A 25,734-nucleotide genomic window follows, 5' to 3' on the forward strand; every position below is an offset into this window, starting at 1 on the left:
ATCCGACAGTTTGTTCACCTCCGTTGCGGCAATTGGTTGGATATTTGCTCAAAAAGGATCGTGAGCCGCTTCTTTCAGGACCGGTTTGGCGCTCGAACCGCGGCGTATTTTGCGCTGTATCACAGTGCAGTGACCGGCCTTCTGACGGGTTTGGCCGGCGGAAAATCTTTGCGCCCTTTTGCCGCATGGGTAAGCTAACGACGCCTAAATGGGCGACTGGTCGGAGGCGGGGGCGATGTCGGAGTCAGCGCAGACCCCGGCGGCAACAAACGCGCCGTCGACGGCCAGGTCGGGAGCCGGCCAAAAGCTCGGACGGGCCCCGGCAATCGTCGCCACGGCGGGCGGCCTGCTTATCTTCGCTGCCATCGGAATGGAATTAAAGAAGGCCGATGTCGGTCTTCCCGCGAGCGATACAGCGCCGCCGACGGGCGATAGGGCCGACCCGTCCTCCCCTGTCGTTGCCGGCCGGGCGGTTCTGCCCTAAAGTTGCAAGCAATAATAACAGGGAGGACTTGCCGATGGAGATCGTCCCATTGGGTCCGGGATTCGCCGCCGAACTGCGCGGGGTGAGGCTCGCCGATGTCGCCGCGGACGACGCCGTATATGCGGTGGTGCGCGCGGCCTTCGAGGAGCATTCCGTCCTGGTGTTTCGCGACCAGGAAGTGACCGACGAGATCCAACTCGCCTTTTCGCGCCGCTTCGGCCCACCGGAAGTGACCAAGGTCGGTTCGCAAGGCACGGGTTCGCACTTTGTAACCCTCAGTACCATCGGCCCGGACGGAAAGGTGGTGCCGGCTGACCACCGGCTATCCCTGCGCAGCAAAGCCAACCAACTCTGGCACACCGACTCGTCTTTCAAGCGCGTGCCGGCGCTCACATCGATCCTTTCGGCACGCATCATCCCGGCACGCGGCGGCGAGACCGAATATGTCTCGACCCGACTTGCCTTCGAGCGGCTCGATGCGCCCATGCGCGACAAGCTCGAGAGCTCCTTTGCCTGGCACGACTACGCGCATTCGCGCAGCCAGATTGCGGCAGGCCTTGCAACCCCCGAGGAGCGCGCGGCGCTGCCGCCGCAATGCTGGCGCATGGTGTGGAAGAATCCCGTCAACGGCCGCAGCGCGATCTACCTCGCCTCGCACGCCTACGCGGTCGAAGGCATGGAAGCGGCGGCGGGAAAAAAGCTGATCGAGGAACTGATGGAGGCTGCGACCGCGCCAGGTACCAGCTACCTGCACCCGTGGCGAAGAGGCGACGTCGTCATGTGGGACAACCGCGCCACCATGCACCGCGGACGGCCATGGCCGGCGCACGAGGCCCGCCTGATGGTACGCACCACGATCTCGGCGACCGAGGTCGACGGTGTTGAAACCATGCGCTTGCCGTCATCGCAGGCAGCCGAATAGCGGCGCTCCCCTGCCGGGACCATAATGAAACAAGAAACAACGGGCTTGAAACCGTCATTGCGAACCAACGGGTCGGTGCAACGCCGCCTGATGACAGTCTCCGCGAAACAATCCACGGTATCGACCCGGGATTGCTTCGTCGCATCGCTCATCGCAATGACGGAAAATGCGAGCTGATTGCGTGGGTTGCATTTCGATTCAGGCTTCTGCCGCTACCAAAATAGGGAACACCATGACGAAGACATCGAACGTACAAAGCGTCGAACTGCTCGCTTGCGACGCCGGTTGGAGGAACTACCACTTCGTCAAGGTCACCACGGAAGACGGCGTCGTTGGCTGGAGCGAATTTGACGAAGGTTTTGGCTCTCCCGGCGTCGGCGCGGCGATCCAGCGTCTGTCCGCGCGCGTAGTGGGACAGAATGCTTTTCAGCACGAGCGAATTTATGCCGAGTTGTTCGCGGCGACCCGCCCCGCTGCCGGCGGCGTCGTCGCTCAAGCGCTCGGCGCGATCGAAAACGCCTTGCTCGACGCGAAAGCAAAACTGCTCGGCGTGCCCTGCTACGAATTGCTTGGCGGCAAGATCCGCGACCGCATCCGGGTCTACTGGTCGCATTGCGCAACATGGCGCATCAACCATCCCGACTGGTACAAACCGGCGATCACCGATCTCGAGGGCGTCAAGGCGATCGGCCGCGAGGTCCGCGAAAAGAACTTTACCGCGCTGAAGACCAACATCTTCACATATGACGAAGGCAAGCCCCGGGGCTGGCGTCCCGGTTTCGGCGTGCCCTTCGAACCCGAGATCAACGTCGACCGCAAGGTATTGCGCGATCTGCGCATGCATCTGGAAGCGATCCGCGATGGCGCCGGCCCGGATGTCGACATCCTGCTCGACCTCAACTTCAACGCCAAGACCGAAGGCTATCTCAAGATCCTGCGCGCCATTGCCGACCTCGACATGTTCTGGATCGAGATCGACAGCTTCAATCCCGAAGCGCTCGGCTACATCAGACGGCAAAGTCCGCACCCGGTTTCGTCATGCGAGACGCTGTTGGGGCTGCGCGAATTTCTGCCCTATTTCCGCGAACAGGCGATGGACGTCGCGATCATCGACACGCCCTGGAATGGCGTATGGCAGTCGATGAAGATCGCGGCAAGCGCCGAGGCGCACGAGGTCAACGTTGCGCCGCATAATTTTTACGGCCATCTCTGCACCATGATGAACGCCCATTTCAGCGCGGCTGTGCCGAATTTGCGAATCATGGAGACCGATATCGACCGGTTGGCATGGGATCACGAGCTTTTCACCCACGTGCCCGAGATCGTCGACGGCCATCTTGTCATTCCCGACCGGCCCGGCTGGGGCACCGAGCCCAACGAAGAGGCGCTTCGCGCTCATCCGCCGAGGGGTACGGGTGGGCTACTGAACTATGGTCGAAAGGCCCCGCAGCTGTAGCGGGTCATCCGCGGAGCAAAGCGAGCAGTGTGATCGAATGTCGGCACCGCGACACACCATCTCTCGACGAGCGGCGCTGGCAGGCCTCGCGACACGGCGGATCAAGCGCGCCGCGCCGCCACGGCTGTTCAAACGTTCGGCAGCCGGGAGCCGCTATTCTCATCGTCTTCCTCAATTCGATCGGGGAGAGCCGGCCGGTGAATGGACGGAAAGCGTCGTGAGCCTCGTCAGGCCGGGGCTTGTGTCGATCACAACGGCAACAACGCCAGATATCAGCAGCAGCATGCTGTAGAAGACCAGCATGCCGAGCATCCATTTTCGATAGATGGCTCGATCCTCAGCAGTCGCCCCTCGATAATTGCGGGCTGATAAGCCGCTGGAACAATGACCAGCGTCATCTCCGTCTTTCATCATAACAGCCTCCGTATCCGAATCTCCCAACAGAAAATACCGTTGGATGCCGCTGACCAATGTGATTTCGTTCACAATGGCCGAAGTTAAAAACGGGCGACCTCGGGTACGGCTCCGAGCCAAAAATCATCGGAATGCGGTGGGTTATTTTTTGCGCTTGAACACAAATCCGGCGTCAGCGTTGCGATGGGGTGCCGGGGTGCCGGGGAACGCCCACGGTAAACTGAACAAGCGGCCTCGGGGTCAGGCAGCGCGAGACATGCCAGAATCATTCAACAAGATTGCCGAAGTCACGCTCGCTTTCTGGATTATTAAAATCGCCGCAACGACACTCGGCGAACCGGCGGCGATACCGTCACCATGACGCTCAACTGGGGCTATCTGGCCGGGACCGCTCTCTTCCTCGCTGCCTTGGTAATCCTCGTCAGCCTGCAGATCATGGCGAAGAAGTTTCATCCCTTTCTCTACTGGGCGACGATCCACGACCTTCGGCACCACGATGGCGGATTTCGCCGATCGCTCGCTGGGCGTCGGCTACACCGGCGGCTCGTCGATTTTATTGGTTTGTTTGTTGGCCACGCTTGGCCTTTGGTACTGGTCGTCAGGCTCGATCTCGGTCAACACCGTCAACTCGCCGAAGGCGGAGATGTTTTTTTGGGCCGCCATCACCTTCTCCCAGACGTTGGGGACGGCGCTCGGCGACTGGATGGCCGATTCCACCGGCCTCGGATATGAAGGCGGGGCGCTGGTGTTCGGCGCCGCATTGGCGATTGTCGCGGCGGCCTACTATTGGACCAATGTATCCAGGGTAACGCTGTTCTGGGCCGCGTTTATTCTGACCCGGCCGCTGGGCGCGACGGTTGGCGATTTGCTCGATAAGCCCGGAACCGATGGCGGCCTTGCATTAAGCCGCCCGCTAGCTTCGGCGGCTATCGCCATTTTTATATTGGCGTGTCTGCTTGTTCTGCCGCAACGAGCCGGCTCGCATCCCGGTCAAACTGCCGATGCATAAAAACAGCCCCGCCTTTGGGCCGGAACGAATTTTCCCCGTTCCGGCTTGACTTCGATTATGCTGCCGACTGACCAATGATCCCGGGTAAACTTTTTCGGTTGGCGCAGGCTTCCCTACACGAGGAACGTCTGATGTATTTCGTAGCCGCGGTACTGGCGGTGCTGTCCGGCATGTTTTATGCCGCTGGGCATCAAGAGATCGGTAGCGCCGGTGTCGAGTTATGCCGATACGGCAGCACGTTTTGCGAAAATCCAATCTACGTTTTGGTCGCCGCCATTCTCGCGGCGGTATGGGGCGCGTTCGTCAGCGTTCGGTAAGATCGTCGGTTGGTGTTTTCGGAAGGAGACTCAGGGCGTCGCCGGGTTTGCCGGCTGAGCGGGTTTCGGCCCGGGCGCGGTGGGTTCGAGATCCGTCTTGGGCGCGGTCGGCGTCACGTTGGCTCCGGCTGCTCGCGCAGCGGCGCCCGTGGTCTTGTAGTTGGCGACCTCGGCGGTTTGGACATTCGGATGACTCCACGGACCGTGATCTACGACCAGCATTGCCAGCATGCCGAAGACGGCCACGGCGAGCGCGATCAGCATTGGGGCGCGGCTCGGGGTTCGCGTCCGCCAATCTTTCTTGCTCGAATGACCTTTAGCCATTTGTCCACCCTGACCTGTTTCTTTCTTCTTGCAAAACAAACTTTCGGCGGCGGCGAAGGTTCCTGTCAAACGCCGTGATCCTTCAGAAGGCCTTGTTTTGTTTGAGGAACAATCCTTGATCCCACTCGTTTGAACCTTTGAACAAGGGAGGACCAATCATGGTCACGGAAACAAGAGAAACAGGTTCCCTCATCGGCAGCGATAAGGTCGAGGGAACTGCCGTCTATGGTGCCAACGACACCAAGATCGGATCGATCGAGCGCGTCATGATCGACAAGAAGAGCGGCAAGGTTTCATACGCCGTCTTGAGCTTTGGCGGCTTTCTCGGGATCGGCGACGACCATTATCCGCTGCCTTGGCAATCGTTGAAATACGACACAGCCCTTGGCGGCTATCGCACCGGCATTACCGAGACGCAGCTCAAGGGAGCACCGAAATACGGCAACGATAACGCCTGGAACTGGAGCGACCCTGCGCGAATAGGTTCCGTGAACGATTACTACGGTGTCGCCATTTAGAACCGAAAAGGCCCGCATCCCGCGGGCCTTTTCTTTTCAACAGACGCCTGCCTATTTGTTTCCACAACCCGTCATGCAGTCCGGATTTTTGACGTCGGGACGGGGATCACCGACGAACATACCGCGGTTCGGCATCTTGATCGCGCTCAGTGTTTTGGCATCAAGCGTGGCGTCCGCCGGCAGCAAGCCGTTCATATTAAGGATATAGGCGGACACGGCGTAGACGTCGTCATTGCTGAGGGATTCCGGCGCGTTCTGCGGCATGGCGCGGCGGATATAGTCGAACAGGGTCGTGGCGTAGGGCCAATAGCTGCCGACCGTCTTGACCGGCTTGGGCGACGCCAGTGTGCCCTGCCCGCCGACCAGTTTATCGCCGACGCCGCCCTCGCCCTTGGCGCCGTGACAGGCCGCACATTGCGCATCGAACACCTCATGGCCGTGACCGACGGTGCCGTTTCCCGAAGGCAGGTTGTGGCCGTCGCGATCGATATCGATGTTCCAGCCCGCGATCTCCGCCGGCGTCGCGGGGTGTCCGATGCCGTAAGGACTTTGTGCCTTCGCAGTCGTCGCGCTCAGCGCGGCGACGACAGCGAAGGCTGCGATGTAACTCTCACGCAAGCGCATTGGTCACCTCGCCATTCGCCGCGATGTGCCAGGGCCAGATCGCGTTGTTGTGGTAATAGGAATTGTCGCCGCGCACCGTGAGGAGTTCGGCCAGAGTCGGCTGAACGTAGCCAGTCTCGTCGGTGGCGCGGCTTTGAATCACGGCCGGCTGGCCATCCCAATGCCAGGGCAGCGTGAAGCGGGTCAGAGCCCGGGTCAGCACCGGCTCCTGCAACTGCGCTTCCTGCCAGTTCTTGCCGTCATCGATGGAGACGTCGACCCGCCTGATCTTGCCGTGGCCGCTCCAGGCGATGCCGCTGATTTCGTGGAATCCAGGCGTGGCCAGCTTCTGGCCGCCCGACGGCCGCGTGATGATCGATTTGGCCTCCATGTAGAATGTAAATTCGCGCGCCGAGCCGCCTGGGATCAGGTCGGTGTATTTCGATGTTTCCTCGCGCGAGTAAGACGGCTCAGCAGTAACATGCAGCCGGCGCAGCCACTTGACGTTCATGTTGCCTTCGAAGCCGGGCAGCAGCAGCCGCAGCGGATAGCCTTGCTGCGGGCGCAGCCGCTCGCCGTTCTGGCTATACACCAGCATGGCATCGTCGAGGCATTTCTCAATCGGAATGCTGCGCGTCATCGCCGCCGCATCGGCGCCTTCGGCGATGACCCATTTGGCGTCCGGCTGCAATCCGGCTTCCTGTAGCACCAGCTTCAGGCTCACCCCGGTCCATTCGGCACAGCTCAGCAGACCGACGAGATCGGACGCCGTCTTGCCGTAAGGTTTTGTGTAAACGGGATTGCCGGAGCATTCGAGGAAGTAGATGCGCGATTGGGAAGGAAATCGCCGGATATCGTCCATGGTGAAGATCAGCGGCTTGTCGACGAGGCCGTGGAGCATCAGCCGATGCTGCGCCGGGTCGATCGTGGGAACGCCGCCGTGATGCCGTTCGTAGAACAGCCCGTTCGGCGTGATAATGCCGTCGAGATCTCCAAGCGGTGTCCGTCCGGAAGCGGACAGGTATTGCGACAAGTTTTTCGGAATGTTTTTAACCACGCCCTTCTCGAACGGCGAAGGCGTTCCATAAAGCTGGCTTCCCATCGGATCGCCCGGTGTCTTCATCCACTCGGGAATATTGGGCGGAAGGTTGTCGGCATTCTCTGTAGCCGCCGAAACCTCGCCGCCCGCGAGGCTGCCCAGGACGGCACCACCCATCAAGGCGCTGCCCTCGCGCAGGAAACGTCGGCGCGACGTGACGGCGAGATCATTGTCAGAGTCGGTTGGCTCGGTCATCGGCGTCCTCCGTTCGAAAGCGGCAGGTATGGAACATATCAATGTAGTGGCTGGCAATATGTGCCGCCAAATATTCAAAAAGCGGGTATTTTGGCCGGTGGTGGCCTTAAACCGTCCTCCAGCGAATGCTGAGAGGCCCCTCGGGACGTGTGTCATTCGAAGCCGCGCTCCGCTCATCGCGACACCATCGACAGGGCAAGCAGGGAAAGCACCAGCGCCGGCGGCATGACCACTATCCCCAGCTTCAGGAACCGCATGGCACTGACGTGCTCTCCTTCGCGCCGCAACACGATTAGCCAAAGAATGGTGGCGAGCGAGCCCGTCACCGACAGGTTGGGTCCGAGATCGACGCCGATCAGGATCGCGCCCGTGACGTGTGCCGGAACCTGCGCGGTTTGACTTGTCGTTGCCGCCATCAAACCGACGGGAAGATTGTTCGCAAGGTTCGATGCTATGGCGACCACAACGCCGGCGATCCAGGAAGCGATCTGTGGCGAGGTCGTCGCGGCCTCCTTCAGAACGCGAGCCATGGCTGGCAGAACGCCGGTCCGGTTCAGTCCTTCGACAAGGATAAACAGACCTGCCACCAGCGGCAGCACGGACCACGAGACGTCCTTGAGAACCGGTAGTGGCGACTGACGCCCGAGCATCAATACTATCGCTGTCACGGTCGCCCCCGCGATAAAGGTAGGAAGCCCGAGATCCCGGCCGATCGCCGATGCCGCGAGAAGCACGATCGCCGTCATGGCGATTCCGAACGCGGCGAGCTTGCCACCGAGCGTAAGCCGCGTAATGCCATCTACTGTGGCGACGGTCGAATCGAGCGCATCGCGCTGCGTCAGCCGCAGCGCGAGATAGGTTGCAACGATGGCGACAACCGAAGGCAACGCGAAGATGCGCAGCCAGCCCCCTAGCGGCGGCATCTGCTGGCCGAATACGACGAGGTTGGCGGGATTGGAAATCGGGAGCACGAAGCTCGCCGCGTTCGCGATGAATGCGCAAATGAACAGATACGGCAGCGGTTCGACCTTTGCGGCGCGGGTCGCGGCATAGACGGCTGGGGTCAGAACTACGGCCGTGGCATCGTTGGACAGAAGAACCGTGACGATGGTGCCGACAATGTAGACAATCAGGAACAGCCGCTTTGCCGAGCCGTGCGAATGCCGGACCGCCTGCGCGGCGAGCCAGTCGAACAACCCCTCTTTCCGCGCCACTTCAGCCAGCAGCATCATGCCGATCAAGAAGAAATAAACGTCGGTGCCCTTGGCTGCGGCTGCAAGCGCGTCGGGCCATGGCAGCAGGTTGAGCAGTACGAGCAACGCGGCGCCGGCGACCGCCCAGATAAACTCCGGCAGATTCCACGGCCGTGCGATCACGCCAAGCGTCGCGAGGGCTGCGATTCCCCAGGTGGCGGCATTGGTGTCGGGCATCACTGCGCAGCCGCCCGTGCGGTTGCCTTGCGGCCACCAGAACAATGCCGCCGCGCGACGTTACTCTGCCTCATCGGCCGTCTTGCTCCTCGAACCCGTTGGCGCCTCTGCCCAGTCTGCCACACAGCGCTCCAGATCCTTCAAATTCTGGCGCATTTGCTCGAGCGAAAATCCCAGGGCAAAAAACCGCTCCGCCACGTCTCCAGGCAATCCTCTGGTCAAGCCTTCGCTGCGGACCGAGGCGACCTCGGCTCCGTAAGCCTGCAATGCAGCCTGCACCGGCGCTATCGATGGCGGGAAGGTGGCGTTCCGCAGGGCGGCGGCGGTCTTGCTGAGATATTCGACGATCGCGTCACTGATGCGCGTCAACGGCAAAGCCAGCCGTCGTTGCAACTCGGCGGGCAACGGCACCACGCTGGCGCGCCCGATCATCACCAGATCATGGCGCAGCCGCAGCACGGTTCGCAGCAATGGGCCGGTATCGGGTCCAGTGGTGAGGCGAGCGGCCCGCTCACGCTCAGCCTCGGCGCCGATCGCGTTCAATCCAGCCAGGGCGGCACCGATTCCGTCCTGCAGCCTGCGCAAGGCGTCGTTATCTCGCCCCCGTGTCAGGCCGCACAGCAACTCATTGAGGACGGACGCCATCAATTCCAGCGCATTCGCACCGCTGGCGCGGATCTGACTATGCGCACGCGACGGCAGCACCAGAAAGGAAACCAAAAGACCGGTGAGCGCGCCGACCGTGACTTCCAGCACCCGATCGATCGCCGAATCGAGGGGATCAACGCGGTTCATGACCGGGAGCAGCAGCACGATGATGGCCGTGATCGTGGCGGCATTCAGGCTGGGATTGATAGCTGCGGCGAACGCCAGCGGCGCGACCGCCAGCACCAGGACAAACAGCAATGCGCCTTCGCCGGCGTGCGGAATCAGGATGGCGACCGCCCCGCCATAAATCGCGCCGCCCAGGGTCCCGATCAGATAATCGCGGGTCGCCTTGAGCGATCGCCCGACACTCATCTGGGTGACAATAATGGAAGTAAGCACCGCCCACAGCGGCAGCCTGAGACCCAGCGCCAGCGCGATCACCAAAGCGCCCATGGCCGCCACGGTGACGCGCAAGCCGAGGCCAAGTTCGACTTTTCGGGACCGCAGCCACGCTGCCATAGTCTTGAAAGACGGGGTCATTGGTATCGATCCGGGATATCGGTGTCGGTTGGTAAGGTTACGGGAAATACTCAGGACGTACCGAACGTAATACGCCGCCTTCGGATTCGATCGCACCTTGAATATTTTCGCGTAGCGCGCCTTGATTTCCTCGCTCTGCGCCAGCACCGCCGTCCGGATCGGATTTGAGGAATTTCAGCGCCGACAGCGGTGGGTGACCTGGCTTTTCCTTGATTTGCGCATGGAACGAGCATGGCGATTCCCGTGAGTTGCGCCCCGTCTCTACTGGCCGGTGCGATCAATTGTGGACTGGACTATGGCAGGTTGCGGCGATCTGTATCGGCGGCGCGCACGTTGCACCAGCGCGGTCCAGTCGGCAAGGATGGGAGGACGCAGCACGCCCGGAGGTGAGAGCTGATATTCCACGATGTGGCCGGATTCATCGGTGAGGTGCTGGTCGAGCATGCCGGCGAGCAATTCAGCGTGGCGTCGGTGCAGAGCGAAACTCGGCCGCCTGTCCGCGGCCCACCAGCATCATCCCGCGTACGTTCGATCCGCGAATAGTTCAGCGCATTACCTCGAGCAGCGGGGTTTCGGGTGACTTCGTGTTTGGTGGTCGCGGGGCGATCATTGAGCACGCCGCTCGCAGCCAGTATCATGCGGCGGTACATACCGACACGATGCAGTGTGACGCATGAACACGACCAATATGTTCGAGGGTCGCCGGCGATCGGCGCGGTTGCCGTGATGATCATGAGGCCTCCTACTGGTGCGCAATCCTGCGAAGGATATCCAGCCAAGTCGACGCAAGCAGCATGCCGGACGGATGCCTGCCGCTTGCGGACCCCCCGCGGCGCCCCCCGGAGTTATTGGCCGAACCAACCTTCCGTTCCGGCATTCTGGATACGCTATTCCACTTCAACAGCCAGACATGGAGAAGCAGATCATGCGAAGTGATGTTCTTATCGTCGGCGCAGGCCCGACGGGTCTGGTGCTGGCACTTTGGCTGACCAAGCTAGGGGTCAATGTGCGCGTTGTCGACAAGACGGCCGAGCCGGGTACGACTTCGCGCGCTTTGGCCGTGCAGGCCCGCACGCTCGAACTCTACCGCCAGCTCGATCTCACCGAGGCCGTAGTCGCGGCGGGACACCAGGTTCCTGCCGTCAATCTTTGGGTGAAGGGTGAAGCGGCGGCGCGGCTCGCGTTTGAAACTGTCGGCTCCGGCCTGACGCCCTACCCCTTCCTCCACATCTTTCCCCAAGACCAGCACGAGCGATTGCTGATCGAGCGGCTGCAGGCGCTCGGTGTCGCGGTGGAGCGGAAAACCGAGCTGATCCATTTCGTCGAGCAGAAGGATCGCATCGTTGCCCGCCTGCGCGGACCCAACGGTCAGGAGGTTGATTGCGAGGCTGATTACATTGCCGGCTGCGATGGTGCGCGCTCGATCGTACGCGAGACCATCGGCACCGGCTTTCCCGGCGGCACCTATCGGCAGATATTCTACGTCGCCGACGTCGAGGCCGAAGGCCCTGCCCTGAATGGCGAACTGCACGTCGATCTCGACGAGGCTGATTTCCTTGGCGTATTCCCGCTGGCGAGGCAAGGACGAGCCCGCCTGATCGGGACGGTACGCGACGAGCGCGCCGACCGCGCCGACACCCTCACCTTCAAGGACATCAGCGATCGGGCGATCAATCATCTCAAGGTGGGGATCAAAAACGTCAACTGGTTTTCGACCTATCATGTGCATCACCGGGTGACGGAGCATTTCCGTAAAGGACGGGCGTTCCTGCTTGGCGACGCGGCGCACATTCACAGCCCGGCCGGTGGACAGGGCATGAATACCGGGATTGGCGACGCCATCAATCTTGCGTGGAAGCTCGCGGCCGTCCTGGCCGGGCGCGCGCACGACACTCTGCTCGACAGTTATGAGGCCGAGAGGATCGGCTTTGCCCGGCGGCTAGTCGCGACCACCGACCGCGTCTTCAGCTTCGCGACCGCCGAGGGGCGGATCGCCGACATCCTCCGCACGCGGGTCGCGCCGGTGGTGTTCCCGATGGCTGTCGCCTTCGACGCGGTCCGCGAGTATCTGTTCCGGACGGTCTCGCAGATCATGCTGAATTACCGCCAGGGTCCCTTAAGCCGCGGCACGGCCGGGCACGTGCATGGCGGCGATCGCCTGCCATGGGCACTGGTCGGGGAATCCGACAATTTCGGCTCGCTCGCAACGATGGAATGGCAAGTCCATGTCTACGGCTCTGCCCGCACCGAACTCGCTGCGTGGTGCGCGGCTCACAACGTCCCCTTACAAAAATTCGACTGGAGAACCGAATATGAGGCCGCCGGCCTCGCCCGCGATGCGGTTTATTTGCTTAGACCCGACACTTACGTAGCGCTTGCCGATGGCTCCGGCGATGTCGGCGTCCTTGAACGCTACTTCGAAGATCATGGCATTCGGCCGGCGTGAAGCCTGGCATGATCGCTTCAATCGCCCGGTCCAATTGCATTGCTCGGCGTCGGCCTGTCGGTGATCTGCTGGCCAAACAGGCTCCCGATCAGCTCAACACCGGTGCGCGCGGTACGGCCCCGCTCATCGAGGAACGGGTTGAGTTCGACAATATCGACGGATCGAACCAAACCGGAATCGTGCAGCATCTCCATGACCAGATGTGCCTCCCGATAGGTCGCGCCACCAGGCACCGTGGTGCCAACGCCAGGCGCCAGATGGGGATCGAGAAAATCAACGTCAAAACTGACATGCAGCACGCCGTTGCGGGATTTCACCTTGTCGATGACGCGGCGGATCGACACGCTTACCCCGAACTCGTCGATCTCGCGCATGTCGGCAACGTTGACGCGACGAGTCTGCAGCAACTCATTTTCCAGTCTGTCGATCGAGCGTGTGCCGAATAGCTCAAGTTGATCGGGACTGATAGATGCGCGTGGCTCGTCCCCTACAAGGCTGTCCAGCCCAGGCTCGCCGCACAGGAATGCCGCCGACATCCCGTGCATGTTGCCGGTCAGGGTGGTTGCGGGCGTGTTGTAGTCGGCGTGCGCATCCAGCCACAGCACAAAGAGCTCTCGGCCGGTTTCGTGCCAATGGCGCGCAATGCCATTCACCGAACCCATCGACAGCGAGTGATCGCCGCCGAGAAAGATCGGGATGGAGCCGGACTGCGCCAATTCATAGGCGCGCCTGCTCAATGCCCGCGTCCAGCACTGGATTTCCCGGTAGTGCTTTGCATTGTCAGGTGGAGCATCGGCCAGTTCGGCGAGCCCGTTGATTGACAGATCGCCGTAGTCCTTTACTTCAAGGCCCAGCCCGTCGAGTACGGTGAGAAGACCGGCCGTTCGCAGCGCCGCAGGTCCCATCAGGGTTCCGCGCTGTGACGCGCCGATATCGATGGGAGCGCCGAGTACGGCAATTCGTTTCGCTAGATCGGATTTGAAAGTGTCGATCACGGCACACCCTCCGAGGTGATCAAATATCACTACGTGCTTCGCAAAATCCAGGGAAGAAGTGTTCGGCCCGCCGGCCGAGTATTCGTGTTTCGCTTTCGCGGCTATTTTGGGAGGCCAGTGCAATATCCCACGGAACAAAGCTCCCGCTGCCGCATTTTCACCGCGAGGCCCCGCCGTTCAATACGGCGCCTGTCGCGGATAGCCAAAGGCGGCGGCCTCATCGGATCCCAATCCAGATTCGAGGGGAAGCCATCGTGAACGTCGAAATACCGCAGCCGATCCCGCAACCGGGCATGGCCGAACGCGCCATCGACGCGGCGACGGATGTATCGCGCACCATCACGGAAGTTTCCGCAGCGCTGCGGGTGGCAGTTGACCGGCTAAGTTCTGCCATTGCGACCGCGCGGGAGCCGGGAAAACCGCTCTCGACCATCAGCGCCGTTACCCGGGAGGCTCCGCTCGCAAGCCTGTTCGTCGCATTCTTGTTCGGCATAGCGGTAGCGCGCCGGCGCTAGATTCGCCCTGAAGTCCGCGCCCAGAGTCGCCGCGGCGGTCATCAGCACGATCGATATTTCTGGTAAATTCCCAGTGGGAACCAATCATCGCAACCCGGATTGTTGCAGCGACTGGCCTTTTCGGAGAACCACCATGAAGCCGCTGATCATCTGCACCGCCGTTCTGGGCATCGCATTGGCTCCCGCCGCCGCCGGGGCGAAAGGATGCATCAAAGGCGCTATCGTCGGCGGCATTGCCGGCCATATGGCCGGCCACGGCAAGGTCGGTGTGGTTGCAGGATGCATCATCGGCCATCACGAAGCCAACAAGCGGGACGCCAACAGAACCGATCAAAAGGCATCGCCTCCTGCTCAAGACAATCACATCTGAGCCTCGCCACGCCCCTTACGGGTTTAGCCCGGGTTCCGGCACGTCTCGAACGAGTTAGAAGAGCCCCGGCCTAACCGGGGTTCTTCTAACTTTCGAGTGCGGAGGAGCTTGGTACTTCGTGACCAACTGAACGACGTTCGCAGCGCCGCAGCGAAAATCAAAACGTGAAAAGCACCGCCGCGTACCAGGAATACTGGTCGGTTTCGTTGGTGTTCTCAATGCCGCGGCTGACATATCCCAACAGGTGATAGGTGTCATTCAGATCATAGCGGACGCCGAGGCCTACACTGGTTGTTGCCGGATTGCCGGCGGTGTCGGCCGTCTGGTGAAACAACTCGGTGCCGACCTGCAGCTTGGGCAACAGCTGGTAAGTCAGCACGCCTCCGGTCATACAGAAATTCTGTGAATTACCGCTGCTGATCACACAGCCTCCGCCGCCGAACGCGGACCAACCATTGCTCCAGTCCTTCTCTACCCAAACAGGAAGCAGAAGCGAGGCGAAATTATTGCCCACTGCGCTGGAGCCACTCGGCAGAAACACGCGAGGAAAGATGCTGACGTCCAGACCAAAGGTGTCTTGATGCAAGAAGCGGTACTTCGCAGCAAGTTCGACATTGCTCAAGCCGACGCTGGTATTTCCTCCGGTGGGTTGTCCGAAGGCCGCCGGCACGGTGGCCGTCAGCTGCAGGTCGGGTGCGGCGCCGTAGTTGAAATCGATGCCGGACGCGCCGCTGATTCCACCTTGCGTGGCTGTCCCGCTGCTAAACGAATAGATTTCAAAGTGTTTGTAGTCCGTTGGTTCGGGATCGTCCGACACGTAGGGCGGCCCGGCTGACGCAGGCTGCACCAGCGCCATCAACATCAAGCCAGCAATCTGCGATGTGCGTACCGCTCCACCCAGTTCTATCGGATATGCCGTAACCTTGTGCCGCATGCGACCAATCGAAGACAGCTATTATGGCTGGTGCGTGACGGCCGCCGATTCTGCGGCAAGCCGCGGAACCGTTTGCCCGCGTTCAGCCCGGCAAATCGGCCGCATTATCGCGCTGCTGCTTTCGGGCGGAACGTTTGGCACTCGGAAATTTGACTGGGCGCGGCCCGGTGGTCGCGAAGTGGTGATGTCACCAAGACAACCGCAACTATTCGAACCCCGGCGTGTCACCGCGCGACTTCAGTCATCTTCGGCATCTTCCCGAAAACCCCCGCCTCGGCCAGCGCTGCGATGCGAGCCTCGTCATAGCCGAGCGTCTTGCGCAAAACGTCCTTGGTATGCTCGCCCAGCAAAGGCGCCGCCATCGGGTCCGCCAGCGGTGTCAAGCCGAGACGGATCGGCGGCTCGATGTTGGGGACCGAACCTGCGGCGGGGTGCGGAATTTGGCTGACACGATGGCGCTCGCGCACTTCAGGAGAGTTGAAAGCTTCCGCGACGGTACGGAGATAGCCGACGGGGATGTTGGCCGACTTCATCTTCGCCACCCAGTTTTCGCGAGGGTCTTGCGCAAAAATCCCGGTGAGGATCGCGCGCAGTTTCTCCTTGTTGGCCGTTCGTGAACGCCGGTCGGCGAATTCACCGCTGGCGAGATCGGGCCGGCCAAGCACTTCGATCACGAGGCGGCGATACAGCCGGTCATTGGCGCAGGCGATATAAAACGGCGCGTCCGACGCTGCGTAGACCCCGACGGAGGGTGATCCGTTCGGCGAATTACCCTGGCGGCTCGGATTTGTGCCGGTCATCAAATAGGCCATGCCGTAAAACTGGGTCATCGCCAGCGCGACGTCGAACAGAGCGACCTCGACATGCTGGCCGCGGCCGAGCCGATCGCGGGCGAACAACGCCAGCAGGATGGCGTTGCAGGCTGACATGCCCGTCATCATGTCGACCGCGGGTGGTCCGGTCCGTACCGGCGGCCCATCAGGAAAACCATTGAGTGACATGAACCCGCTTTCGGCCTGCGTGATCGGATCGAAGCCAGGACGGGATGCAAACGGCCCCTGGCGGCCATAGGCCGAGATCGAGCAATAGACCAGGCGGGGATTGGTCGGCCCGACGGAAGCGTAGTCGAGGCCATACTTCTTCATCACACCGGCGGAGAAGTTCTCCACCACCACATCCGCCCGCGCGATCAATTCCCGCGCGATGTCGCACGCCTCGGGCTTGGCGAGATCGAGGGCGATGCCGCGCTTGTTGCGGTTCAAGCTGACGAAAGCAGCACTTTCTCCGGCGAGATCGGCGTGCTCATAGCTCCGCGTATCGTCGCCGCCATCCGGGTTCTCGATCTTGATGACTTCGGCGCCAAAATCGGCGAGGGTTTGCGTGCAGGCAGGACCGGCGACAACCCGGGTGAAATCCACGACCAGCAGACCATCCAGCGCCGTCGGCACGCCCTTGGCTCGCGGCGTGCGATCCGGCAATTGCGGTCTGGCTGTCATGATCGACGCTTCCCTCTATCTCGATTGGCGACCATCGTGAGCGCCGCCCAACGCGACTTTAAGGACTATTTCCAGACCTCCACAAGTACCCGGTGCCCTGCCGGACCGGCAGGTCGAACTTGAAGACGGACAGACTGAAAAAATTCGGGTCTGGTCTCCTCATTGGGAGAAAACAGCCCAATTTCCGGCAGCTACCGGGCAAATCCTGCCGGGGTCGACATCATCAGCGCCAGATCCACATTGATTTGTAACGAAAATTTCATGGCCCGGGATTTGCTGCTCCCTCGGCTGAGATTTGCTCGTGTGTCAGTTGAGTGTGTCAGTTGAGACAATGGGAGTGAATCATGTCGCGACATCATATCCTGCCACCGATCGTCTATGTTCCACAGTCGAAGCCAAAGAAGATCGAAACTCGAAAGAGCCGTGTCCCGACGCGCGCGAGCGGCGCGGTTGAAGATACCGCGGACGTCGAGGAAACCTATGAACCGATCGGCCCCGGCCGATCGACACTGGCCGGTATCCCGCCGGAGAACTTCCTGCCGATCGAGGGATCCGAACACAAGCCACCCTCGACCCTGGGGCGGCTTAGCGAAAGCACGCTGAAGGTGATGCTGCTCGCACAGGAAATGAGTTAGGGCCCAATCGCCCGAAAGGCCATTAAGCGGGTGTAACGGAGTTCAGGAAACGTCAGCGATCGCGAGTTTCCGCAACATCTCGTCGAATGCCAATTTGATGCGAAGCACGAACGGATCCTTGTAGGGAAATTTCTGATTGTGCTCGTGGACCAGCATCGTGGCATTCACTTCGAACACGACAAGATTTCCTGAAGGGTCCAGCCCGCAATCGATGCCAAAATATTCAAGGTCGATGCGCTGCTGGATTGCCCGCAGCATCTGATAGTGTCCGGAATTGAAAACGGTGGTGGGATCGTTGAGGAAGGCCGTTTCCTCCTGTTGCATCCATTGGTGATCGGCCATGTCCGTGTTTTCGTGATGCACCTTCCAATTGTCCGCGATCGCGAGGTGGTACGGCAGGATCTGACCATCCACGAAAATGAACCGATACTTGCGGAAATAGCCGTCGGCTGAGCGATAGTCGACATATTCGATGAAATAGCGGTCGGTACCGGGGCGCTGTACAACAACCGCCTCGAGTTCGATCGGGCTTTCGATCTTTTCGAAATCATCGCCGCCATGCGTCCCGGCAGGCCGGACCAGGATGAAGGACGGAGACGCAAGCGCAGCCCGCAGCGTTGCAACGGAAAGATCCGAACCCGCGTTCTGACGCAGGACCCTTGGGATGCGGCAGCCATGGATCCCCCCCAGCAGACCCGCCACATTGTCCCGCGTGGTTCTCTGGATTTTCCGGGGATCGTTGACCGTCGGCTTGCCAAGCCTGCTGACGAGATCGGCGACCAGAGGCAGCAGCCCGTCGGCCTGGTCCGCATCGGAAACCAGATTGACGACGACCTGTACGCCCTGCCTCAGGCTTTCGGAATCGCATTCGCTGGAGGCAAACAAGGCGAGCGTATCGATGTCGTAGCCGCAATCCTTGAATAGAAATTCGGTCGGCGTGTTGCCGGCGAACGGGGCATAGAGCGCCAGGACACGAAAATCGGCAGGAGATTTGACTGCCGGCCGCCGGATCAGGGGCTGTATTCGTGCGGCTGCGGCGTACGCGGCCTTGGCCGCTTCGGTTTCGCCCATCGTCTGCTTGATGCCGCCTATCCAATAGATGCTTTCAGCATCGGCGGGATTGAGGACGGCAGCCTGCTGAAAACATTCGATCGCGGTATCCAGTTCATTCAACTCAAAGCAAGTCTTGCCAAGCTGATGGCGGATCTGGCCGTCTTGCGGCCGTTCGTCGATCAGCTCCAACAAAATTGCCTTGGCCATGATGTATTGCCGCGTGGCCATCAGGGCCTGAACCAGATTGGTGCGCGCCGGCCAATGCCTTGGATTCAGCCTCAGCGCCTGAAGATAAAACGCGACGGCATCCTGGGGCTTCCCCGTCTTGTGTTGCACGTTGCCTAGGTTGCACCAGCAGTCCGTCAGGTGCGGCGCCAACCGCAATGCGGCCTTATAATTCTCAGCTGCGAGATCGAGATCGCCGCGAACCATGCAGGCGTTGCCGAGCCTTGAATGCAGCTCGGAAATTGTCTCGATCGGCGTCTCAGCGGGCAATTCTTTTTCGACTGCGGCGAGACCGCGTTGATACGCAGCGATTGCCTCCTCAAGCCTGCCGGCAGCGGAACATTCCAGTCCAACGCGGAGCTGTTGCGCAATGAACGAGCCAGCGATATCGGTTTCCCCGGGAGAGGTTGCTGGCGCGGCTGCCGTCATGTGATTTTCACCTTGCTGCGGTGGAAGCGGGAGCCGACCATGTCGGTGCTATGGTAAATAAAGTTTTGCCGCGGCACGAATTTGGGATTGCCGGCGCGAAAAAGTTGCTCCTGGACGTTTCGGACGCCGAAGTGGAAATATTTGGCAATGTTCCCCGTCGCTGGCAACCAGTAAGATTCGGGATACATGCCGAGCGAATCAGCAGATAATTGAGCATTGGAGGCCATCGAGGCCGAGCTTGCGCGCACCGTGACCGGATTGAAACAGAACGCGGCTGACTCGCGTGATATTGCCGGCAGCGGTCGCGGCTGGGCTCCGCGCCTGGCGCAGGAATCGAGGCTAAGGCAGCTTGACGATCGGCTCGCGCGCCAGCCCGTCGAGGAGGCCGGCGCTATCGATGTCGAGATCGAGCGCGCGGTTCTGCTGGGCGCCCTCGACCGGCGGCAGGATGCCCAACAAGCCTTCATCGACATCCTGCGAAGGCAGCCCACCAATTTCAGCGCGCTCAATGAATTCGGGACACTGCTCACCAATATGGGCGCGATCGATGCCGCCTGCCGGGTCTATTCGGAAGCGATCCTCCACCATCCCCTGAATCCGATGGGCCATATCAATCTCGCTAACCTGCTGCTTCGCGCCAACCGGCACGCCGAAGCGCGCGGGCATTACGAGGCCGCTTTAAGGGTCGATCCGGAACACGCCCAGGCGCATCAGGGACTCGGCGCCGTGCTCTCGGATCTTGGCGACCGCGCCGGAGCCCGACATCATTTCCAGAAGGGCTTTCGCGACAATGCCATTTCAACCCTGCCGTATCGCGGGACCAAGCCGCCAGTCGCCCTGCTGCAACTGGTTTCGTCGGGCGGCGGAAATATCCCGACCGCTTCGTTCCTGGACGACTGCACCTTTCTGACATCCGTGATCGTCACCGACTATCTCGATCCATCGATCCCGTTGCCGCCGCATCAACTGATCTTCAATGCGATCGGCGATGCCGACCTCTGCGAACCGGCGCTGGAGGCTGCCGTCCGCCTGATCGCGCGGACGACCGCGCCTGTCATCAACGATCCCCGCGCGGTGATGAAAACCGGCCGTATCAGCAACGCCCGGCTGCTCCGCGCCATACCAGGGGTGAAAACTCCGCGAACCATAGCCATGGCTCGCGACAGCCTCGCCGGCCCGGATGGCGCCGTTTCGATTGCAAGCCAGGAATTTACGTTTCCGCTGCTGCTGCGCTCGCCCGGCTACCACACCGGACGCAACTTCATCCTCGTCGAGACGGCAGCCGAATTATCGGCCGCGGCGGCCGGCCTTCCCGGAGAGGATCTGCTGGTGATCGAGTATCTCGATGCCCGCGGCAAGGACGGCAACGCGCGAAAATACCGCGTGATGATGATCGAAGACCATATCTATCCGCTGCATCTCGCGATATCCCAAAAATGGAAAGTGCATTATTTCACCTCTGACATGGCCGACAAGCCGGACCATCGCCTGGAGGAGCAACGCTTCCTCGGCGATATGCCGGCGGTACTTGGAGACAAGGCGATCGCGGCGCTCGAACGGATTAAAGTCGCGCTCGATCTCGAGTATGCGGGAATCGATTTCGGGATTGGTCGCGACGGTGAGTTGTTGTTGTTCGAAGCCAACGCCACCATGGTGATCGCTCCGCCGGATCCCGACGAGCGCTGGGAATACCGGCGGGCCGCCGTCGGCAAAATACTCGACGCCGTTGTGGCGATGATCATGCAGAAATCGGCCGGGGCAAGCCGAGCCTAGGTCTTTCACCGACGTCTGTTCCCGGCACTGACATTATCGGCCAAGGGGAACCGGTTAAATTTCAAAAATCAGACCGCTTGTCCGGAACCCGACATGGTTGAAACGCTTAGCTCTGACATTGCCGAGGTTCGGCCATGATTGCTGACGGGCGTTCTGCCGAGGCCGCCGTACAGCAACTCCTTCAACTAAGGGCATGCAGACCACTTCGGGAGGCGCTGATGGCCAGCATGAGAGATGATCGCGCTCGCGCGCGCGCCAGAGATTTGCTGGCGGTCGCTTATCCCATTCCTGACGACGTTGAGTTCCACCGGCTACGCGAGCTTGCGATCGAATATATTCAAGAAGCCGAGCGGCTCGAGGCCGAGCACATTGGTCGCGCGATCGAATCCGAGGAGTTGATCTCGGCCGCACTGGATGCCGTGGCCAGAGACTACTTCTCGCGTGCCGTGGCCCGGGCGGCGTCGCAGAAGGCCCGTTAGCAGGCCCGATGATCCGTCAGGCCCGTTCGGACGCTGGAGGACGACGCAGCCAGCGACTACAGCACCATTGTGTTGGCGTTTAGACCCACTGTTTGCGGTCAGGCGGTCATCAGGCGGGTCTCGTTGAAGCGGTGGCTTCAATTTGCTGCAACGCAATAGACTTTCTCAAATTTAATTTTAGCGAACTGACCCAGCCTCATTGCTTGCGCGTTTCAGCACTACCTGTTGAATCAAAAGTGATTGGGATGGAAACAACGATGAAACGGGGAATAACCGTTCTGATATGCCTCTGCGCTCTCGTCGGCGCCGTCTATTTTGCTATCAGCAAATGGGGCATTCGGCACGAGACGCTAAATCTCTTCGACACCGTGCGGCAGCGGCCGGTCGCCGTCGATCTCGCCGTCCGCCGTGACTACGAAATGAAAGCAGATGCCGGTTACTGGAAGCTTCCGGTCGCCATCATCAGCAACGGCAACACCGTCAAGAACACCGAATATTCGTTCCTCGCCAACGTGCTTGCGGCACGGGGATATCTGGTTGCCAGCGTTCAGCAGGATATTCCCACCGATCCGCCCCTGGTGACCAAGGTCGGCCTGCCATATGTCGGCCGGCGCGAAGTGTATGAAAAAGGTGAAGCCAACATTCAGTTTGTGCTTGGACAACTGGAAAAATCGCAACCGAACGCCGATTACGATCATCTGACACTCGTCGGGCATTCCAATGGCGGCGATATCGCGATGTACTACGCCAAGCAACATCCCGAAACGGTATCGAAGGTTGTCACGCTCGATAATTTGCGCGTCCCCTTCGTGCTCAATGACAAGATGAAGATCCTGTCTTTCCGGTCAAAGGACCCCAGATTCCAGACCGATCCCGGCGTACTGCCGACCCCTGAGCAGGCGAAGTTGGACGGTATCGATATCGTCAGGACACAGTTTCAGCATACCGATATGAGCGACCGCGGTCCTTACTCCGTCAAGGAGAGGATTCAGGCCACGCTCGATGCGTTTCTCGGCAGCGGCGGCAGCAGCAGCGAACTGGCGCCCGCACCTACTGACAATCCGATCGTGACCAACGCCGCGGCGCCGCTTCCTTAGGGGGCAAGCTACCCTGAGCACCCGCCATATGCCGGTCGATTGCTGGTTCACCAACGCCTGAAAGCAGTCTCCTGCCCTGTTTTGCCTCCGGCGGAACATATTTCGGGCCTAGCGCTTTGATTCGGGTTCGAGGGTGCGCAGCCGCGCGCTTTTATTCTGGGGGGCAGAATGTCCGGAAAATGGGTGGTTTTGGTCCTGCTTCTTGCCCTTACAACAACGCTGCTGAATCTGGTGATTTTCGCCGGCCAGATATCATCGCCCGCGACCGCGCGCGCCGGGGCCGACGCCAGCAAATTGCTGGATGACGAAGATTTCACCGACCGCCTCACAAAGATGGTTCGGAAAACCGTCCGCGATTACTGCACCGTCGGCAAGAGGAACGCCATTGATTGCTAGGTGCGAACGCCGAAGGGTGCGGGGGTGACAGAATTCACGCGAGCGATGGCTCCCCTTGCCAGCCGTGCGGTCAGCGGTCGAAATATTAATGTCTTCTACTGACCCAACCGAACAACCGATGCTGGCGCCGCTGCTTCGCGAAAATAGACGAAGCCTCTCGCTTTTCATTCTGCTTGCCGGAATGTTTATTTTTGTCGCGGCGGCCGGAGCCCTCTACTTCGCCTTGCGGCCTGAGATCCTGCGTATCGCGGTGGGACCTGCCGGAAGCGACGATCAAAAATTGATTCAGGCGCTGGCGCAGACTTTTGCGCGCGATCGAAGCAGCGTCCGCCTTGCAGTGATCCCAACCGACGGCGCGGCTGAAAGCATCGCGCTGCTGGGCGCGTCAAAGACTGATCTCGCCGTGACCCGGGGCGATCTCGATATGCCGGCGGACGCCCAATCGGTTGCGATCCTGCGCAAGAATGTCGTCGTTCTCTGGGCTCCTTCCGGTCTGCCGGCCCAAGGATCCAAAAAAACTCCGGCGCCCAAGATCAAGAGTCTCGACGATCTGCCGGGACACCGCATTGGCGTGGTCGGCAGAACTCCGGCCAATGTGACGCTGCTACACGTGATTCTTAACGAATCCGGCATCGTTGCCGACAAGGTCGAGGTGGTTCAGTTCGACACAAAACAGATCAATGAGATGGCGCGCGATCCGACCCTGGATGCCTTCATGGCGGTCGGCCCGCTGGACAGCAAGATTACCTCCGAAGCCATCGCCGCCACAGCCCGCGATCGCGGCGAACCCAAGTTTCTCCCGATCGATGTGTCCGAAGCGATCGCCCAGAGGCATCCGCTTTATGAATCCGAGGAGATCCCCGGGAGCACCTTTAGTTCGTCGCCGGCGCGGCCAGACGATAAAATCGAGACCGTCAGCGTCAATCATCTGATGGTCGCGCGACGGGTGTTATCCGAGACGACGGTGGCAACGCTCACCAGACAGCTGTTCGCGGCGCGCCGGTCTCTGGAAAAGGAATTGCCCGGGGCTGCCAACATCGAGACGCCCGACACCGACAAGGATGCGGCGTTACCGGCCCATCGCGGCGCGGCGGCTTATATCGACGGCACCGAGCGGACCTTCCTCGAGAAATACAGCGACTATATGTGGGGCGCGTTCCTGCTCCTGTCCGGGCTCGGCTCGGCCGGAGCCTGGCTGCGCAGCTATCTGAAGAGGGACGAAAAGACCAGCACCATCGCATTGCGGGATCGGGTGCTGGCTCTGATCACCCAGGCGCGGGACGGAAATTCCGCCCAACAACTGAACGAAATGCAGCGCGAGGTTGACGGCATTCTTCGTGAAGCCCTCAATTCCTATGATGGCGGCGCGCTCGAAGAAGGCGATCTCGCGGCATTCGGTCTGGCGTTCGAACAGTTTCACCGTGCCGTCGTGGACAGACGTACGGCGTTAGGCGACATCACCCCGGATCTCGTGCGCTTTCGGAGCCGGCAATAGCCAACGCCTGCCGCCCACGGCGGCATATAGCAGGAACAAGCCGGCTGAAAAAAGCGTACATTTACGGGCACTTACAGCAAAAAAAACGAGAACCCCTGCTTCGAGGTAATTTTGCAAGGGCGTTATGGAACCGAAAACTCCCGATTTCATTCTCTATGGGCGTTTATTCCAACAGGAGACTAAAATGCGAAACTTGCTTATTGCGGCGTGCTGCGCGGCTCTCGTGGGAAGCGTATCGGTCGCTTCCGCTCAGACCACCGGCCCGGCGAGCCAGGAAACCATGAAGACCAATAGTCCGATGGATTCCAATGCCAAGATGAAGAAAAGCAAGACGAAGAAGAGCACGAAGTCCGACGACAGCATGAAGAGCGATGCGCCGAAAGACAGCAGCACCAAGAAGTAAATTTCCTTCGACTAGAAGGCCGCGATATCCCGACGGGGGTGTCGCGGCTTTTTTTGTCGGGGCGATCTTAGGCCGGTATTTTAATTTTGCCAGCGCCAGACAACTGGCCGCGCTTAAGGGCTACAAGCGATCCATCGGCGAATGACTCAACCGCGATCGGTCCGTTATCGGTCCGGCGGAAATTCCAGAGCAGGCTCGCCGTTGTGGTAGGGAATCAGTTGGGTTATGCGGCGGCCATCGGGAAACTCGATCGTGCGCAAGGTCATCAGGGCGAGCGCGGGTTTTTCAGAATGGGCTTGCCGCAAGTGCGGCCGCTTCATCGGTTTTGCGACCGAGACAGCGGCAGTGGATGAAGTAATTTGTTGCTTGTTCGGCGAAACCGACGGCACGGCCTGGGCCGGATGCGTTGCTTCTTGCGCGGCATCTTCGGCCGGAGCGGCCTCAGCGTGTTGGCTAGGTTCGGCTGGCGAAACCTCGGCGATGGCGGAACGGCTTTGCTGATCCTGCGCCGGCCCTGAAACCTCTGCCTTCGCGCCCTGCTCGCCCGCCGCTAGATTCACCTGGGGCCGCAGCGACGGCGGCTGTTCACTCGCACCAGATGCAGCACTATCGCGAGCTGAGGAGCTCGGCTCAGAGACGCTTTCTGCGGAGGAACTAGCTTCGGAAGACGCTGCTTCCGGATTTGCTTCGTAATGCGGAGTTGGCTTTGGCTTGGCCTTTGCCGCAACCACCTTCGCCGGCTCCGGTGCGCCGAGCCAGCTTAACGCGCCGTAACCGCCCCCAAGAAGAAGTCCGACAGCAATCAGATAAGCGAACAAAGCGGGCAGCGCGGGCCTTCACCGGAAACAGGATCGGCCCGCCGAAGTGGAGCCATTGCAGCGCTGCAGTCAGTCGACGACTTGAAGTATCTAACCGGGGAAGAACGTAAGAGTCCGATGGCCGTTCCCAAGGTCCATCAAGTTTCGTGCGAGGAACCTTTCTCACCTTCCAACATTTCCCCGTTAGTCAAATCAAAATGCTGGGAGATTTTTTTA

Annotated in this window: 27 protein-coding genes and 1 pseudogene; 15 read left to right on the forward strand and 13 right to left on the reverse strand. The window is 60.5% G+C overall.

Annotation, left to right across the window (positions count from 1 at the left end):
* The first annotated feature begins 518 nt into the window (after positions 1–518).
* Both B5527_RS29185 and B5527_RS29190 read left to right on the forward strand, forming a co-directional pair.
* Positions 519–1,406 carry a TauD/TfdA dioxygenase family protein gene (locus B5527_RS29185; RefSeq protein WP_079604595.1) on the forward strand — a complete coding sequence of 296 codons (888 nt, stop codon included), beginning with the start codon at positions 519–521 and terminating at the stop codon, positions 1,404–1,406.
* 232 nt (positions 1,407–1,638) lie between these two features.
* Complete coding sequence (locus B5527_RS29190) at positions 1,639–2,862, forward strand: mandelate racemase/muconate lactonizing enzyme family protein (RefSeq protein ID WP_079604596.1); 1,224 nt, start codon at positions 1,639–1,641, stop codon at positions 2,860–2,862.
* Positions 2,863–3,033: 171 nt separating this feature from the next.
* Here B5527_RS29190 and B5527_RS44665 read toward each other — a convergent pair whose 3' ends face one another.
* Positions 3,034–3,276, reverse strand: coding sequence for a hypothetical protein (locus tag B5527_RS44665; protein ID WP_154072595.1), 243 nt, complete (start codon positions 3,274–3,276; stop codon positions 3,034–3,036).
* A gap of 256 nt (positions 3,277–3,532) precedes the next feature.
* On the opposite strand from B5527_RS44665, the pseudogene B5527_RS29195 reads away from it, so the two are divergent.
* Both B5527_RS29195 and B5527_RS29200 read left to right on the forward strand, forming a co-directional pair.
* Positions 3,533–4,285, forward strand: a pseudogene (locus tag B5527_RS29195) (hypothetical protein).
* A gap of 131 nt (positions 4,286–4,416) precedes the next feature.
* Entirely contained in the window at positions 4,417–4,602 is a 186-nt protein-coding gene (locus B5527_RS29200) for a hypothetical protein (protein ID WP_079604597.1), read from the forward strand.
* A gap of 30 nt (positions 4,603–4,632) precedes the next feature.
* Here B5527_RS29200 and B5527_RS29205 read toward each other — a convergent pair whose 3' ends face one another.
* On the reverse strand, positions 4,633–4,866 hold the full coding sequence (locus B5527_RS29205) for a hypothetical protein (protein WP_245332305.1): 234 nt from the start codon (positions 4,864–4,866) through the stop codon (positions 4,633–4,635).
* Between the two features lie 218 nt (positions 4,867–5,084).
* Here B5527_RS29205 and B5527_RS29210 point away from each other — a divergent pair, with 218 nt between their 5' ends.
* Entirely contained in the window at positions 5,085–5,444 is a 360-nt protein-coding gene (locus B5527_RS29210) for a PRC-barrel domain-containing protein (protein ID WP_079604599.1), read from the forward strand.
* Positions 5,445–5,495: 51 nt separating this feature from the next.
* Here the strand turns inward: B5527_RS29210 and B5527_RS29215 are convergent, their stop codons facing one another.
* From B5527_RS29215 to B5527_RS29235, 5 genes are all read right to left on the reverse strand, one after another.
* The gene (locus tag B5527_RS29215) at positions 5,496–6,068 is read right to left on the reverse strand and encodes a c-type cytochrome (protein ID WP_079604600.1); all 573 of its coding nucleotides are present in this window, start codon (positions 6,066–6,068) and stop codon (positions 5,496–5,498) included.
* A complete protein-coding gene (soxC, locus tag B5527_RS29220; RefSeq protein ID WP_079604601.1) occupies positions 6,055–7,341 on the reverse strand; it encodes a sulfite dehydrogenase in 1,287 nt (428 codons plus the stop codon). The genes B5527_RS29215 and soxC overlap by 14 nt, the downstream gene beginning before the upstream one ends.
* A 173-nt stretch (positions 7,342–7,514) precedes the next feature.
* The gene (locus B5527_RS29225) at positions 7,515–8,771 is read right to left on the reverse strand and encodes an arsenic transporter (protein ID WP_079607588.1); all 1,257 of its coding nucleotides are present in this window, start codon (positions 8,769–8,771) and stop codon (positions 7,515–7,517) included.
* A 60-nt stretch (positions 8,772–8,831) separates the two neighbouring features.
* Complete coding sequence (locus B5527_RS29230; RefSeq protein ID WP_079607589.1) at positions 8,832–9,959, reverse strand: FUSC family protein; 1,128 nt, start codon at positions 9,957–9,959, stop codon at positions 8,832–8,834.
* 261 nt (positions 9,960–10,220) lie between these two features.
* Positions 10,221–10,403, reverse strand: coding sequence for a hypothetical protein (locus tag B5527_RS29235; RefSeq protein ID WP_079604602.1), 183 nt, complete (start codon positions 10,401–10,403; stop codon positions 10,221–10,223).
* Between the two features lie 481 nt (positions 10,404–10,884).
* Between B5527_RS29235 and B5527_RS29240 the strand changes: the two genes are divergently transcribed.
* Positions 10,885–12,405: an FAD-dependent oxidoreductase gene (locus B5527_RS29240; protein ID WP_197689225.1), complete on the forward strand. Its 1,521-nt coding sequence runs from the start codon at positions 10,885–10,887 to the stop codon at positions 12,403–12,405.
* 17 nt (positions 12,406–12,422) lie between these two features.
* Here the strand turns inward: B5527_RS29240 and rocF are convergent, their stop codons facing one another.
* A complete protein-coding gene (gene rocF / locus B5527_RS29245; protein ID WP_079607591.1) occupies positions 12,423–13,397 on the reverse strand; it encodes an arginase in 975 nt (324 codons plus the stop codon).
* A gap of 257 nt (positions 13,398–13,654) precedes the next feature.
* Between rocF and B5527_RS29250 the strand changes: the two genes are divergently transcribed.
* Both B5527_RS29250 and B5527_RS29255 read left to right on the forward strand, forming a co-directional pair.
* Complete coding sequence (locus B5527_RS29250) at positions 13,655–13,915, forward strand: hypothetical protein (RefSeq protein ID WP_079604603.1); 261 nt, start codon at positions 13,655–13,657, stop codon at positions 13,913–13,915.
* 133 nt (positions 13,916–14,048) lie between these two features.
* Entirely contained in the window at positions 14,049–14,285 is a 237-nt protein-coding gene (locus tag B5527_RS29255; protein ID WP_079604604.1) for a hypothetical protein, read from the forward strand.
* 157 nt (positions 14,286–14,442) lie between these two features.
* Here B5527_RS29255 and B5527_RS29260 read toward each other — a convergent pair whose 3' ends face one another.
* Together B5527_RS29260 and B5527_RS29265 are read right to left on the reverse strand one after the other, a co-directional pair.
* On the reverse strand, positions 14,443–15,219 hold the full coding sequence (locus B5527_RS29260) for a transporter (RefSeq protein ID WP_154072597.1): 777 nt from the start codon (positions 15,217–15,219) through the stop codon (positions 14,443–14,445).
* Positions 15,220–15,443: 224 nt separating this feature from the next.
* On the reverse strand, positions 15,444–16,715 hold the full coding sequence (locus tag B5527_RS29265; protein WP_079604605.1) for a CaiB/BaiF CoA transferase family protein: 1,272 nt from the start codon (positions 16,713–16,715) through the stop codon (positions 15,444–15,446).
* 344 nt (positions 16,716–17,059) lie between these two features.
* Here B5527_RS29265 and B5527_RS29270 point away from each other — a divergent pair, with 344 nt between their 5' ends.
* Positions 17,060–17,350, forward strand: coding sequence for a hypothetical protein (locus B5527_RS29270; RefSeq protein ID WP_079604606.1), 291 nt, complete (start codon positions 17,060–17,062; stop codon positions 17,348–17,350).
* 42 nt (positions 17,351–17,392) lie between these two features.
* Here B5527_RS29270 and B5527_RS29275 read toward each other — a convergent pair whose 3' ends face one another.
* Together B5527_RS29275 and B5527_RS29280 are read right to left on the reverse strand one after the other, a co-directional pair.
* Positions 17,393–19,057, reverse strand: a complete 1,665-nt coding sequence (locus B5527_RS29275) for a tetratricopeptide repeat protein (protein ID WP_079604607.1) — start codon at positions 19,055–19,057, stop codon at positions 17,393–17,395.
* On the reverse strand, positions 19,054–19,284 hold the full coding sequence (locus B5527_RS29280; RefSeq protein WP_154072598.1) for a hypothetical protein: 231 nt from the start codon (positions 19,282–19,284) through the stop codon (positions 19,054–19,056). The genes B5527_RS29275 and B5527_RS29280 overlap by 4 nt, the downstream gene beginning before the upstream one ends.
* Here B5527_RS29280 and B5527_RS29285 point away from each other — a divergent pair.
* The 6 genes from B5527_RS29285 to B5527_RS29310 all read left to right on the forward strand — a co-directional run bounded on the left by B5527_RS29285 (position 19,274) and on the right by B5527_RS29310 (position 24,700).
* Positions 19,274–20,830: a tetratricopeptide repeat protein gene (locus B5527_RS29285; protein ID WP_079604609.1), complete on the forward strand. Its 1,557-nt coding sequence runs from the start codon at positions 19,274–19,276 to the stop codon at positions 20,828–20,830. The genes B5527_RS29280 and B5527_RS29285 overlap by 11 nt on opposite strands.
* 218 nt (positions 20,831–21,048) lie before the next feature.
* The gene (locus B5527_RS29290; protein WP_154072599.1) at positions 21,049–21,309 is read left to right on the forward strand and encodes a hypothetical protein; all 261 of its coding nucleotides are present in this window, start codon (positions 21,049–21,051) and stop codon (positions 21,307–21,309) included.
* 257 nt (positions 21,310–21,566) lie between these two features.
* Complete coding sequence (locus B5527_RS29295; RefSeq protein WP_079607593.1) at positions 21,567–22,406, forward strand: alpha/beta fold hydrolase; 840 nt, start codon at positions 21,567–21,569, stop codon at positions 22,404–22,406.
* A 168-nt stretch (positions 22,407–22,574) separates the two neighbouring features.
* Positions 22,575–22,802, forward strand: a complete 228-nt coding sequence (locus B5527_RS29300; protein ID WP_079604611.1) for a hypothetical protein — start codon at positions 22,575–22,577, stop codon at positions 22,800–22,802.
* Positions 22,803–22,890: 88 nt separating this feature from the next.
* Entirely contained in the window at positions 22,891–24,297 is a 1,407-nt protein-coding gene (locus tag B5527_RS29305; RefSeq protein WP_079604612.1) for a TAXI family TRAP transporter solute-binding subunit, read from the forward strand.
* A 184-nt stretch (positions 24,298–24,481) separates the two neighbouring features.
* Positions 24,482–24,700 (forward strand): hypothetical protein, encoded by a 219-nt coding sequence (locus B5527_RS29310; RefSeq protein ID WP_154072600.1) that lies wholly within the window; start codon positions 24,482–24,484, stop codon positions 24,698–24,700.
* Between the two features lie 164 nt (positions 24,701–24,864).
* Here B5527_RS29310 and B5527_RS44670 read toward each other — a convergent pair whose 3' ends face one another.
* The gene (locus tag B5527_RS44670; protein WP_154072601.1) at positions 24,865–25,518 is read right to left on the reverse strand and encodes a hypothetical protein; all 654 of its coding nucleotides are present in this window, start codon (positions 25,516–25,518) and stop codon (positions 24,865–24,867) included.
* Positions 25,519–25,734 lie beyond the last annotated feature (216 nt).

The organism is Bradyrhizobium erythrophlei (assembly GCF_900129425.1).
Classification (GTDB): domain Bacteria; phylum Pseudomonadota; class Alphaproteobacteria; order Rhizobiales; family Xanthobacteraceae; genus Bradyrhizobium; species Bradyrhizobium erythrophlei_C.